The organism is Ruegeria sp. AL1, assembly GCF_056540905.1.
In genome coordinates, this window is sequence record NZ_JBQFXP010000003.1 from 192,764 (window position 1) to 205,800 (window position 13,037).

The 13,037-nt window shown below is 60.1% G+C and carries 10 protein-coding genes; 5 read left to right on the top strand and 5 right to left on the bottom strand.

Annotated elements, in window-relative coordinates; all coding sequences use genetic code 11:
- The first annotated feature begins 53 nt into the window (after positions 1-53).
- Both moaA and ACRZ9X_RS06425 read left to right on the top strand, forming a co-directional pair.
- Positions 54-1,061, top strand: coding sequence for a GTP 3',8-cyclase MoaA (gene moaA, locus ACRZ9X_RS06420; protein ID WP_480517300.1), 1,008 nt, complete (start codon positions 54-56; stop codon positions 1,059-1,061).
- 1 nt (position 1,062) lies between these two features.
- On the top strand, positions 1,063-2,385 hold the full coding sequence (locus tag ACRZ9X_RS06425) for a 3-deoxy-D-manno-octulosonic acid transferase (RefSeq protein WP_480516968.1): 1,323 nt from the start codon (positions 1,063-1,065) through the stop codon (positions 2,383-2,385).
- Between the two features lie 42 nt (positions 2,386-2,427).
- Here the strand turns inward: ACRZ9X_RS06425 and ACRZ9X_RS06430 are convergent, their stop codons facing one another.
- The 5 genes from ACRZ9X_RS06430 to ACRZ9X_RS06450 are packed head-to-tail and all read right to left on the bottom strand — an operon-like array spanning position 2,428 to position 8,967.
- Positions 2,428-3,591 carry a M20 aminoacylase family protein gene (locus tag ACRZ9X_RS06430; protein ID WP_480516970.1) on the bottom strand — a complete coding sequence of 388 codons (1,164 nt, stop codon included), beginning with the start codon at positions 3,589-3,591 and terminating at the stop codon, positions 2,428-2,430.
- Between the two features lie 17 nt (positions 3,592-3,608).
- The gene (locus ACRZ9X_RS06435) at positions 3,609-4,772 is read right to left on the bottom strand and encodes a M20 aminoacylase family protein (protein ID WP_480516972.1); all 1,164 of its coding nucleotides are present in this window, start codon (positions 4,770-4,772) and stop codon (positions 3,609-3,611) included.
- A gap of 14 nt (positions 4,773-4,786) precedes the next feature.
- On the bottom strand, positions 4,787-5,953 hold the full coding sequence (locus tag ACRZ9X_RS06440) for a M20 aminoacylase family protein (RefSeq protein ID WP_480516974.1): 1,167 nt from the start codon (positions 5,951-5,953) through the stop codon (positions 4,787-4,789).
- A 21-nt stretch (positions 5,954-5,974) separates the two neighbouring features.
- Positions 5,975-7,141, bottom strand: a complete 1,167-nt coding sequence (gene argE, locus ACRZ9X_RS06445; RefSeq protein WP_480516976.1) for an acetylornithine deacetylase — start codon at positions 7,139-7,141, stop codon at positions 5,975-5,977.
- A gap of 5 nt (positions 7,142-7,146) precedes the next feature.
- The gene (locus ACRZ9X_RS06450; protein WP_480516978.1) at positions 7,147-8,967 is read right to left on the bottom strand and encodes an ABC transporter ATP-binding protein; all 1,821 of its coding nucleotides are present in this window, start codon (positions 8,965-8,967) and stop codon (positions 7,147-7,149) included.
- Between the two features lie 284 nt (positions 8,968-9,251).
- On the opposite strand from ACRZ9X_RS06450, the gene ACRZ9X_RS06455 reads away from it, so the two are divergent.
- The 3 genes from ACRZ9X_RS06455 to ACRZ9X_RS06465 all read left to right on the top strand — a co-directional run bounded on the left by ACRZ9X_RS06455 (position 9,252) and on the right by ACRZ9X_RS06465 (position 13,030).
- Positions 9,252-10,958, top strand: a complete 1,707-nt coding sequence (locus ACRZ9X_RS06455) for a peptide ABC transporter substrate-binding protein (protein WP_480516980.1) — start codon at positions 9,252-9,254, stop codon at positions 10,956-10,958.
- A gap of 91 nt (positions 10,959-11,049) precedes the next feature.
- Entirely contained in the window at positions 11,050-12,057 is a 1,008-nt protein-coding gene (locus ACRZ9X_RS06460) for an ABC transporter permease (RefSeq protein WP_170736410.1), read from the top strand.
- Entirely contained in the window at positions 12,050-13,030 is a 981-nt protein-coding gene (locus tag ACRZ9X_RS06465) for an ABC transporter permease (protein WP_480516983.1), read from the top strand. Before ACRZ9X_RS06460 ends, ACRZ9X_RS06465 begins: the two co-directional genes overlap by 8 nt.
- Positions 13,031-13,037 lie beyond the last annotated feature (7 nt).

Here is a 13,037-nt window from a genome sequence, read left to right on the forward strand (position 1 = left end):
GCTATCTGCGGTTCCCCCTTGCCGCTGCCCGACCTGCGCTTTACCTATGTCGCATGACTGCTCCACTGATCGACCCGTTTGCCCGCGCCATCACCTATCTCCGCGTCTCCGTCACGGACCGCTGTGATTTCCGCTGCGTCTATTGCATGTCCGAGGACATGAAGTTCCTGCCCAAGAAGGACTTGCTGACGCTGGAAGAGCTGGACCGTATGTGCACCACCTTCGTGAACATGGGTGTCGAAAAGCTGCGCATCACTGGCGGAGAACCTTTGGTGCGCCGAAACATCATGTCCTTCTTCCACAACATGACGCGGCATCTGGACAGTGGCGCGTTGAAAGAACTGACACTGACCACTAATGGCTCGCAACTGCACCGTTTCGCAGATGATCTTTATGCGGCGGGCGTGCGCCGGGTGAACGTCTCGCTGGACACGCTGGACGAAGACAAGTTTGCCAAGGTCACGCGCTGGGGCCGCCTGAAGCAAGTTCTGAACGGCATCGACGCCGCGCAAAAGGCGGGACTGCGGATCAAGATCAACGCAGTGGCGCTGAAGGGCTTCAACGAACCCGAGCTGCCACAGATCACCGAATGGTGCGCCGAACGCGACATGGACCTGACCTGGATCGAGGTCATGCCCATGGGCGATATCGGCAACGAGGATCGGCTGGATCAGTACTGGTCCCTGAAAGACGTGCGCAAGGAATACGAGAACCACTATACCGTGACCGATCTGGCCGAGCGCACCGGCGGCCCCGCCCGCTATGTCCGTCTTGAAGAGACCGGCCAAAAGATCGGCTTCATCACCCCGCTGTCCCATAACTTCTGCGAAAGCTGCAACCGCGTGCGCCTGACCTGCACCGGAGAGCTGTATATGTGCCTCGGCCAGGAAGACATGGCCGACCTGCGCGGTGCCCTGCGCGACCACCCAGATACCGAAGAACCACTTGAACGGGCGATCCGCGCGGCCATAAACCTCAAGCCCAAGGGCCATGATTTCGACTATTCCCGGCAGGCGGTCGACGGCCAGATGAGCCGCCACATGAGCCACACAGGCGGCTGATTTGCCCGGCCCCGGCGGACAGCCGACGCTGCTGTACAAGCTGTACTGCGGTCTGACTTCTCTGGTCGGACCACTGATCTGGCGTAAGGTGCGCGCAAAACTGCAGGCCGCGAACGTGCCCGAACAGCGACAGCAGGAAAGGTTGGGCCATGCCAGCGCCCCCCGCCCCACCAAACGCCTGATCTGGTTCCACGCCGCCAGCGTCGGCGAAAGCCTGTCCGTCCTCAGCCTGATCAAGCGACTGGGCGAACGCCTCCCCGATGCCGAATTCCTGATCACTTCGGGCACCCCAACGTCCGCCGAGTTGATCGCCAAACGCATGCCCCCGCGCACGCGCCACCAATACCCTCCGCTCGACGGCGGCGGACCGGTGCGACGGTTTCTGAACCATTGGCAACCGGATGCCGCCATCTTCGTCGAAAGCGAAATCTGGCCCCGCCTCATCGTCGAGACCTCAAAACGCGGAACACCGCTGGCCCTGCTCAACGCGCGCCTGTCCGAAAAATCCGTCGCGGGTTGGACGAAGCGCCCCAAGACTTCCCGGTTCCTCCTGAACCATTTCTCGCTGTTCCTGACCCAGAACAAGAAAACCGCCAGCAACCTGATCGCTATGGGTGCTACGCCTGAGAAGGTACAACCCGGCACCAACCTCAAAGCCTTGTCCGACCCACTACCGGTGGACACAAAAACTCTGTCTCAGATCACGCAGCAGATCAGCGATCGCCCGATCTGGATCGCCAGCTCTACCCATCAGGGTGAGGAAGAAACCGTTCTCACCGCGCATAAAGCCCTGCTCGACCGCTGGCCCGATCTGTTGCTTCTGCTGATCCCGCGCCACCCCGAGCGCCACACAGAAATCGGTGATCTGATCCACGCCCAGGGCCTTACACATGCCCAGCGCAGCGCCGACCAGCCCATCACCGGCCATACTCAGATCTACATGGCCGACACGCTGGGCGAGTTGGGCACATGGTACACCCTTTGCCCGATCGTCTTCCTCGGCGGTTCTCTCAAAGAGATCGGAGGACACAACCCCTTCGAACCCGCGCAAGCCGGGGCCGCGGTCCTGACCGGCCCGGGTACCTTCAACTTCGCGGAAACCTTCGCCCCGCTGATAGAAACTGGCGGCGCCATCGAGGTCCAAACCGCGCCCGATCTGACCAAGGCCGTCGACCGCTGGCTCTCGGACATCAACGCACTGAACAAAGCCCGCGGCGCCGCCCAGTCCTGCGTCAACAGCCAGGCCACCGCGCTGGACATGGTCATAGAAACCCTGTGCACCACGCTCGACTTGCGTGCACCGGATCCCTCTTCATCTGGCTAAAAATATCCCGGGGGTGTGGGGGCAGAGCCCCCACCCTTTCCATCAGGCTGCCGGCATCCGCTGTTCGACAATCTCCGCCCACCAACTGCATCCGGCCGGAATCGCGTCATCGTTAAAATTGTACTCCGGGTGATGAACCGCTGCGGTATCACCATTGCCCACCAGAATATAAGCCCCCGGACGTTCCTCCAGCATAAAGGCGAAATCCTCGCCCCCCATGACCAGCGGTGCGTCATCGCAAGCCCCCGATACCGACCGCGCCACGTCTGCGGCAAATTCGGTCTGCGCGTCGCTGTTCACCATCACAGGATAGCCCCGGATATAGGTCACGTCCGCAGTTCCGCCAAAGGTCGCCGCCACGCCGGCGCAAATCTCTTTGATCCGGGTTTCGGCCAGATCGCGCATCTCTTTGGTCATGGTGCGCACGGTGCCTTTGATCTGCACCGTCTGCGGGATCACGTTGAACGCCTTCGAAGATGTCTCGAACGACGTCACCGACACCACCACCTGATCAATCGGGTCGGCATTGCGCGAGGCAATCGTTTGCAGCGCCAACACGGCCTGCGCCGTCATCACGGTCGTATCCACCGTCTCCTGCGGTTTGGCGGCATGCCCGCCCCGCCCCTCAAAAGTGATGTCAAACTGATCGGTCGCCGCAAAGAACGAGCCCGGGCGGATCGCAAAACTGCCGACCGGACGACCCGGCCAGTTGTGCATGCCATAGACCTCCTGAATGTTCCAGCGCTCCATCATGCCGTCTTCGCACATCTCGCGACCACCTCCGCCGCCTTCTTCGGCAGGCTGGAAAATCACCACGACGGTGCCGTCGAAATTGCGCGTCTCAGACAGGTATTTCGCCGCGCCCAACAGCATCGCCGTATGCCCGTCATGACCGCAGGCATGCATCGCCCCGTCGGTTTTCGAGGCATAGTCTAGCCCTGTCGCCTCATGGATCGGCAGAGCGTCCATATCGGCGCGCAATCCAATCACCTTTCCGCCGGTATCGGCCTTACCCTTGATCACACCAACAACCCCGGTACGACCGATCCCGGTCACGACCTCATCGCAGCCGAATTCCTTCAGCTTTTCGGCCACCAAGGCGCTGGTGCGGTGTGTTTCGAACAGAATCTCGGGGTTTTCGTGAATATCCCGTCGCCATGCGGTGATTTCATCCTGCAACTCGGCAAAGCGGTTTTTGACTGGCATCTCTTCTCTCTCCTATTTCAAGCCGCCGGCATCCGGCGCTCGACCATTTCGGCAAACCAGGAACATCCCATCGGGATGATCTCATCATTGAAGTTGTATTCGGGGTGGTGCAGCCCGGCGCTGTCGCCATTGCCCAGCACGATAAAGGCACCGGGGCGTTCTTCCAGCATGAACGAAAAATCCTCGCCCCCCATCACCATGGGCGCCTCATCACAGCTGCCGCCAACGGAAATGGCGGCCTCGGCGGCATAGCCGGTCTGTTCCTCGGCGTTGATCGTCACCGGCACACCGCGCGTATAGGTCACTTTGGCGGTGCCACCAAATGTCTCGGCAATACCCTTCACGACTTCGCTCAGCCGCGTCTCGATCTGGTCGCGCACCTCTGCGGAATGGGTGCGGACAGTTCCGCGCACCCGCGCCGATTGTGGGATCACGTTGAACGCCTTGGACGACGTCTCGACCGAGGTCACAGACAGAACCGCCTGCAGGATCGGATCCGTATTGCGCGACACGATGGTCTGAAGCGCGACAATCAGTTGCGACAGCATCACTGTGGTATCAATGGTTTCCTGCGGCTTGGCCGCATGACCACCCTTGCCTTCCAGATGAATGTCGAACTCATCCGCAGCCGCCAACAACGGACCGGACCGAATGGCAAATTGCCCGGTGGGGACACCCGGCACATTGTGCATGGCATAAACTTCCTGAATGCCAAAGCGGTCCATCAGCCCGTCCTTGCACATCGCCTCGGCCCCGTTTCCGCCCTCTTCTGCCGGTTGGAAGATCACGATGGCCGTACCGTCAAAGTTCCGCGTCTCAGAGAGGTATTTTGCCGCCCCCAGCACCATCGCCGTGTGCCCGTCATGGCCGCACGCATGCATCGCGCCCTCGGTCTTCGAGGCATAGTCCAGACCTGTCTGCTCCTGCATCGGCAGTGCGTCCATGTCAGCGCGCAACCCGATCACGCGGCCCTGCGTGTCGGTCTTGCCCCTGATGACACCAACAACGCCAGTGCGGCCAATGCCGGTTACCACCTCATCGCAGCCGAACGCTTTCAGCTTATCGGCGACCAAGGCGCTGGTGCGGTGGGTGTCATAGAGGATTTCAGGTTGTTGATGGATATCCCGCCGCCAACCGGTGATCTCTTCGTGCATTTCGGCAAGCCGGTTCTTGATTGGCATCTGGTCCTCCCAAATCAGGTGACGGGCAATCGTCGTTCCACCAGTTCAGCAAACCAGCTGCATCCGGCAGGAATGGCGTCGTCGTCGAAGTTGTATTCCGGGTGATGGCACATGGCCGTGTCCCCGTTTCCGATAAAGATGTAGGCTCCGGGCCGTTCTTCAAGCATGTAAGCAAAATCTTCGGACGGCATGATCGGATCGGGGCTGTTATTGACCTTGCCCGCCACGGCTTGCGCAGCCTCGGCGGCATAGATCGTTTCGTCCTCCGAGTTCACCGTCACCGGATAACCCGGTTTCCACGTCATCGTGGCCGAGGCACCAAAGGCCGAGGCGGTATCTTCCGCGATCCGACGTACACGCTCTTCCGCGATTGCGCGGTATTCGGGGTCCAGCGTCCGCACTGTGCCCTGCAGACGGGCCGAATGGGCGATCACGTTCGACGCAACACTGTCCGTCTCAAACGTCCCCACCGTCAGAACCACGCGTTTGATCGGGTCAACGGTACGCGATACAACCGATTGCAAAGCCACGACAATATGGGACGCGACCAGAGTCGTATCGATTGCATCATGCGGGGCCGCAGCGTGGCCGCCCTTGCCGGTGACAACGATTTCAAACTCATCGGACGAGGCCAGGAACGCGCCGGGCCGGATTGCGAACTCGCCAACCGGATAACCCGGCATATTGTGCATGCCATAAATTTCCTGAATGCCCCAACGGTCCATCAAACCATCGCGGCACATGGCCAGACCACCGGCGCCGCCTTCCTCGGCGGGCTGGAAGATCAGCACGACGGAGCCGTCAAAGTTTCGTGTCTCGGCCAGATATTGCGCCGCACCCAGCAGCATTGAGGTATGCCCGTCATGCCCGCAGGCATGCATCTTGCCCGAAACGGTTGAGGCATAGTCCAGCCCCGTCGCCTCTTCGATCGGCAGCGCATCCATATCCGCCCGCAGCCCGATCACCCGGCCCTGCGTGTCCTGCCGCCCCTTGATCACCGCCACAACGCCTGTCTTGCCGATCCCCGGTGTGATCTCATCGACGCCGAACTCTTTCAGGCGGTCGACCACAAACCCTGCGGTTTCTTCGACATCATACATCAGCTCGGGATGCATGTGCAGATGACGACGCCATTTGGTGATCTCACCATGCCTTTCGGCGAGCCGGTTTTTGACGGGCATCCTTGACCTCCGATCCGAGTGTTATTCGCAGAGCCGTTCTACCAGACGTTCCATGAATTTCTGGCCTGCGTTGAATTGAGAAACCGTAATGAATTCATTCGGCTGATGCGCCTGTGCGATATCACCGGGGCCGCAGATCACGGCGGAATAACCCGCTTCCTGAAACTGTCCCGCCTCAGTGCCATAGCTGACCACATGACTGGCATTGTCACCAGTCAGCGAGCGCACCAGCATCTCGGCCTCGCCATCCTGTTCAGGCACAAGACCGGGGATCGAGAAATGTTCGGACAGCTCAATCCGCGCGTCCGGGTGGACTGCCTGCATCCGCGCCTCGACCTCGCGCACCTTGTCGAAATACGCCTTTTGCCAGACCCCCTTATCCTCATCCGGGACGGTGCGGAAATCCATCATGAAGTGGCAGTCTTTGGCAGTGATGTTATGCGCGGTGCCGCCTTCGATCATGCCCACATGACAGGTTGTCCAGGGCGGATCGAACACTGCCGCAATGTCCGAAGGCTGCGCCGCCATATTCTGAGCGTTGCGTTGGTTGGCCCAATCAATCAGCGGCGCGGCCTCCATGATCGCGTTGACGCCGGTGTGCATGATCGAGCTGTGGACCTCGAACCCAACCATATGCGTGTCGAAACCGAACCCGCCCTTGTGGCCGGTCACGGCCTGCATCACCGACGGCTCTCCCACGATCACCGCAGAGCCCTTTGGCAGTACCTCTTGCATCGCTTCGATCATCGGCGGGGCACCCGTGCAGCCGACCTCTTCATCAAAGCTCAGCGCCAGTTGCAGGGGGCGTTTGATATCGGCGTGCTGCGCCTCGGCCAGTGCCCAGATGGCCAAAGCGTCAAAGCCTTTCATATCGCAGGTGCCGCGCCCGAAATACTTGCCGTCTTTTTCGGTGACGATGAACGGATCGGTGTCCCAGGGCTGGCCGTCCACCGGCACCACATCCGTGTGCCCGGACAGGACAATCGCGCCCTCTTCCCACGGTCCGACATGCGCGAAAACGGCTGCCTTATGCGGCTGGTCCGGGTCCGGCCAGCGATGCGGTTCGATCCCGTGGCTGCGCAGATACTCTTCAACCCAGTCAACCAATGGCAGATTGGTTTCGCGGCTGACCGTCGGGAAAGAGATCAGCTTGGTCATGATCTCAAGCGGGCTCAGGCGTTGGGGCATTTGGATCAGTATCCGCTGTCGGTCGTCAGGACGAAGTGCCCCGGTTCAACCTCGTTATATTGCGAGGGTTCAGGGGCGTAACCAATCGGATGAATTGGCGACGGGATCGGCTTGAAGTTCAAGTCTTTTTCCGACTTCCGTTTGTTCGGATCGGCAATCGGTACCGCCTTCATCAGCGCCTGTGTATAAGCGTGCTGTGGGTTCTCAAACACCCGCGCTCGCGGTCCCAGCTCGACAATCCGACCCAGATACATCACGCCTACATGGTGGCTGACACGTTCGACCACAGCCATGTCATGGCTGATGAACAGATAGCTGAGGTTCAGTTCCGACTGCAGTTCCATCATCAGGTTAAGAACCTGCGCCTGTACCGAGACGTCCAGCGCCGAGACCGCCTCATCCGCTACAATCAGCTTGGGGTTCAGGGCAAGCGCGCGCGCGATGGCGATCCGTTGACGCTGACCGCCCGACATCTCATGCGGGAAGCGGCGCATGAAGCTGCGCGGCAGTTGCACCTTGTCGAACAATTGCGCCACCCGGTCCTGCAATTCCGACCCCGAGGCGACGCCGTAATTGCGCATCGGTTCCGCCACCTGATCGACCAGTTGCATCTGTGGGTTCAGCGAGGCGAACGGGTCCTGAAAGATCATCTGCATGTCCAGCCGCGCCTTGCGCAGGCCCGCCGGATCCAGCTTCATGATATCGACGCCGTCCAGATCGACCGCACCCTTCATCGGTTCAACCAGACGCAGGATCGAGCGCCCAGCCGAAGACTTGCCGCAGCCCGACTCACCCACGAGGCTGAGGGTCTGACCACGGTTGATGGTGAATGATACATCCTCGACCGCATGCACGTTCGAAATGGTCCGCCGCAGCAATCCGCCTTTGACCGGGAAGCGCGTGGTCAGGTTTTTGACCGTCAGCAATACATCGTCGGTACCGGGAATCGGCGCAATGTTCTGACCTTCAACGCCCAGCAGCTTCATCGGTTCGGGCGCGGCCTTGCCCTGCATCTCACCCAGCTTCGGCACCGCCGCCAACAGCGCCTTGGTGTAATCATGTTGCGGGTTTTCGAAAATTTCGGTGACCGAGCCCTCTTCGACCTTGTTGCCCCGGAACATCACAACCACGCGGTCGGCCATCTGCGCGACGACGGCCATGTCATGGGTGATGAACATCACCGCCGTGCCGGTTTCGCGCTTGAGCCGGTCCATCAGGGCCAGAATCTCGGCCTGAATGGTCACGTCCAGGGCAGTTGTGGGTTCGTCCGCAATCAGCAGGCGCGGCTCGCAAGCCATGGCCATCGCGATCACGACGCGCTGGCGCATCCCGCCGGACAATTCGTGCGGATATTGCTTTAGCCGCCGTTCGGGTTCGGGGATGCGCACCTGCCGCAGCAGTTCCAACGCGCGTTCTTCCGCTTGCGACTTGGACATGTTCTTGTGAATGCGCAGACCTTCGGTCAGTTGCCGCCCGACGGTAAACACCGGGTTCAGGGCTGTCATCGGCTCCTGAAAGATCATCCCGATCTCGTTGCCGCGAATCTGTTTCATCAGATCCTGATCGGCATCGGCGAGGTTCATCTCATCGCCGTCGCGCCGGTCAAACAGCAACTGACCGCCCGCAATCTCGCCGCCGCCGAATTCCACAAGGCGCATCAGAGACAGCGAGGATACCGACTTGCCGGACCCGGATTCGCCAACAATACATACGGTTTCGCCGGGGTTGACCTCGAACGAGACATCCTCGACGCCGACAACCGGACCGTCCTTGGTCTGAAACTCGACCCGCAGTTTTTTGATCTGGGCAATAGGCTGGTCCAGCACGCGCGCACTCCCGTCTGCGTCATTTTTGTTCTGAATGCCAAACGCTAAGGCCGCTGGCCGGGAAAAGTCAAACCCCATCGGAAATTCGTGACGGCAAGGCTTGCTTTTTTTTGAAGTTCTGTTTCGATACGCCTCGTAACCGTCTTGGGGAGAAGGTGAAATTTGCGGCAGGCAAAAAACATTGCCGTTTCAATTCAAATCCTTACCCCATTCGCGGCAACGCCAAATCCGCAGGCATTGCGGAGATAATCGAGACACATGCGTGTCCAATCCGGGAGTGTATAATGAAAATCAAAACCCTTTTGCTTGGTGCGATTGCAAGCACGGCGATGGCCCCGATGGCCTTTGCCGAGCGCGGATCGGACGGCAATGTCAGCATCATTTACTGGCAGGCCCCGTCGATCCTGAACCCGTTTTTGTCGGGCGGTACCAAGGATGTGGAAGCCGCCTCGCTGGTGATTGAACCACTCGCCCGCTATGATCAGGACGGCAACATGGTTCCGTTCCTCGCGTCCGAGATTCCGACGGTTGAAAATGGCGGCGTCAGCGAAGACCTGACCTCGATCACGTGGAAAATCGCGCCGGGCATCAAATGGTCCGACGGCACCCCGTTCACGTCGGCGGATGTGAAATTTACCGCTGATTACTGCATGCACCCCGAAGGCGGCTGCGCGCAGGTAACTAAATTCGAGGGCGTCACCTCGGTCGAAGCTGTGGATGACCTGACCGTCAAAGTCACCTTCGACGCACCGACCCCGTTCCCTTACGGACCGTTTGTGGGCGGCGAAAGCCCGATCATTCAGGCCGCTCAGTTCGCCGAATGTCTCGGTGCCAAGGCGCCCGAGTGCACCACCGAAAACTTCAACCCGATCGGTACGGGGCCGTTTGCGGTTACTGAGTTCAAGCCGAACGACGTGATTACCTTTGCCGCCAACGACAACTATCGTGACCCGGCAAAACCGGCCTTTGCGACTGTGACCTTCAAAGGCGGCGGTGACGCGACGGCGGCTGGTCGAGCGGTCATGGAAACCGGCGAATTCGACTATGCCTGGAACCTGCAGCTTGCGCCCGAAGTGATCGCGCAGATGGAAGCCGGCGGCAAAGGCACGCCTGTTGCGGGCTTTGGCCCGCTGGTCGAGCGCATCATGCTGAACCAGACCAACCCGTCGCCCGATCTGCCGGAAGGTGAGCGGTCAACTGCCAAGCATCCGCATCCGTTCCTGCAGGACCCTGCGGTTTACAAAGCAATGTCCATGGCCATCGACCGTCCGCTGCTGGTGGAAATCGGCTACGGTCAGGCTGGCAAGGTGACCTGTAACTGGGTTCCGGCCCCGGCGGCCTTCAACTCGACCTCGATGAGCTGCGACACGCAGGATATCGAAGGCGCGAAAAAGCTGCTGGATGACGCAGGCATCGTCGATACCAATGGCGATGGCGTACGCGAAAAAGACGGTGTTCCGCTGAAAATCGTCTATCAGACCTCGACCAACGCTGTCCGTCAGGACTTCCAGGCGCTGATCAAGGAATGGTGGAGCCAGATCGGTATCGAATCCGAGCTGCGCAACATCAACGCATCCGTCTTCTTTGGTGGTGATCCGGGCTCGCCCGACACGTTCCAGAAGTTCTATGCCGACGTTGAGATGTATGCCAACACCTTCAACGGCACCGACCCGCAATCCTATCTGGGCAACGGTCTGTGCGACAAGGCTCCCAAGCCAGAATCGCAGTGGCAGGGCGAAAACATCAGCCGCTTCTGCAACGAAGAGTTCGACAAGCTGCATGGTCAGTTGGCCGAAACCGCCGGTCTGGAAGCCCGCGCCGAGATCGCGAAGAAGCTGAACGACATCATCGTGCAGAATGGCGGTATGATCCCGCTGGTGCACCGTGGTCGTCTGTCGGCACATGCAAACACACTGGGTGGCGTTGTCCTGAACGTTTGGGACAGCGAGCTGTGGAACATTGCGGACTGGTACCGCAAAACCGGTTCCTAAACCTTAGCCTTGCAAATCTGCGCCCCGGTCCATATCGGGGCGCAGTCCTTTGCACACCCCAACAAGAAGACGCATATAAAGGCGCCTCTTAATGCTGAATTTTACCATCCGACGACTGGTGCTGGCCGTACCAACGCTGCTGTTCATCAGCCTCGTCATCTTCCTGCTGCTCGAGCTTGCCCCCGGCGACCCGATGGCGCAGGTCCCACTCACCGTCCCCCCCGAAGTCAAAGAGAAGATGCGCGAGGCACTTGGCCTCGGCCAGCCGATGCATATCCGGTTCTGGAAATGGATCGTGCAGTTCTTCTGGATCGAACCACAGGTTCTGGTCGACGCCATGTTCGGCACCACTTTCTCTGAAGGTGACCTGCGTGTGATTTCGTGGCAGACCCGCTCGCCCGTCATGGACATCGTCGTTCAGCGTATCCCCCAGACCCTGTGGGTTGTTGGCACCGCCTATGTCGTCGCCATCCTGATCGCCCTGCCCATCGGCATCTATTCCGCCTACCGCCAGTATTCGTGGTTCGACCAGATGGGCACCTTCGTGTCGATGGTCGGCTTCTCGGTCCCGCCCTTCTTCTCGGGCGTGCTGGTGATTGTGATCTTCTCGGTCCAGCTGGGCTGGTTCCCGTCGATCTATGACACCACCCTTGTGGTCAACAGTTGGGACAGCTTTATGCTGCAGCTCAAGCAGATGATCATGCCGGTGATGGTTCTGGCACTGCAGATCACCGCGCAGCTCAGCCGGTTCATGCGCGCCTCGATGCTGGACAACCTCAATCAGGATTACGTCCGCACCGCCCGCGCCAAGGGGCTGAGTGAATATACGGTTGTCATGGTCCACGTTCTGCGCAACTCGATGATCCCCGTGGTCACCGTGATCGCGCTGGGTATTCCGGCCATCTTTGGCGGCGCGATTATCACCGAGCAGGTGTTCAAGGTGAACGGCATCGGCCAGTTGCTGATCGGCGCCATTCAGGCCAACGACCTGCCGATGGTGCAGACGCTTACCTTCATCTTTGCCGTGCTGATCGTGCTGTTCAACCTGATCGCCGACGTCCTGTACGGCATTCTGGACCCGAGGATTCGCTATGACTGATACCGATAAATCAGACACGCTGATCCCCGACGAAGGATTGGCCCCCGCCTCGACCGCGTTGCCGACCACGGGCGTGATGGAGGAACTAACCACCCCGCCCCGCAGCCAGTGGCGCGATGTGTGGGATCAGTTCAAGACCCATAAGGGCGCGATGATCGGAGCGGTCCTGTTCGTCTTCATCGTCGCCGCCGTGTATCTGGGGCCGTTCATCTGGACCATCGACCCCACCCAGATCGACATCCGGTCGCGTAATCAGGGCCCCAGCCTTGCCCATCCCTTCGGCACCGACCAACTGGGCCGGGATATTTTGGCACGGATGATGTCCGGCGGTCAGACCTCGGTGTCGGTTGGCATCACCGCGATGCTGCTGGCGCTGTTTCTGGGCTCGTTCATCGGCGTTCTGGCCGGGTTCTTCAAACGGCTGGACGGCCCGCTGATGCGCCTGACCGACCTGTTCCTCGCCCTGCCCCTGCTGCCACTGTTGCTGGTCATGATGCTGCTGTTCCGCGAGCCGCTGTCGGCGGCCTTCGGGTTGGAGCGCGGCATCTTCATCCTGATCGTCTGCGCCATCGGCATCACCTCGTGGATGCCTACGGCACGGATCGTGCGCGGCGATGTGCTGGCCATCAAGGAACGTGAATTCGTGCTGGCCGCGCGGTCCATCGGCACCAGCAACAGCCAGATCATCACGCGGCATATCCTGCCGAATGTGTTGTCTCCGATCATGGTGTCTGCCACGCTGGGCATCGCGACGGCGATCATCACGGAAAGCGCGCTGTCCTTCCTCGGGCTTGGCTTCCCGCCAGACTTCCCGACATGGGGCCGGTTGCTGTTCGATGGCGTCGACTACCTGCAGCAATACCCCGAGCGTGTGTTCTGGCCCGGCCTGGCGATCTCGTTGACGGTTCTCAGCGTGAACTATCTGGGCGACGGCCTGCGCGACGCGCTGGATCCGCGTATCCGCGGACGTTAAACGAACT

Excerpts from the sequence above, each read along its gene's own strand:
- moaA (WP_480517300.1), top strand. The coding sequence starts at position 54 with ATGACTGCTCCACTGATCGACCCGTTTGCCCGCGCCATCACCTATCTC.
- ACRZ9X_RS06430 (WP_480516970.1), bottom strand. The coding sequence starts at position 3,591 with ATGCCAGTCAAAAACCGCTTTGCCGAGTTGCAGGATGAAATCACCGCA.
- ACRZ9X_RS06435 (WP_480516972.1), bottom strand. The coding sequence starts at position 4,772 with ATGCCAATCAAGAACCGGCTTGCCGAAATGCACGAAGAGATCACCGGT.
- ACRZ9X_RS06440 (WP_480516974.1), bottom strand. The coding sequence starts at position 5,953 with ATGCCCGTCAAAAACCGGCTCGCCGAAAGGCATGGTGAGATCACCAAA.
- argE (WP_480516976.1), bottom strand. The coding sequence starts at position 7,141 with ATGCCCCAACGCCTGAGCCCGCTTGAGATCATGACCAAGCTGATCTCT.
- ACRZ9X_RS06455 (WP_480516980.1), top strand. The coding sequence starts at position 9,252 with ATGAAAATCAAAACCCTTTTGCTTGGTGCGATTGCAAGCACGGCGATG.
- ACRZ9X_RS06460 (WP_170736410.1), top strand. The coding sequence starts at position 11,050 with ATGCTGAATTTTACCATCCGACGACTGGTGCTGGCCGTACCAACGCTG.
- ACRZ9X_RS06465 (WP_480516983.1), top strand. The coding sequence starts at position 12,050 with ATGACTGATACCGATAAATCAGACACGCTGATCCCCGACGAAGGATTG.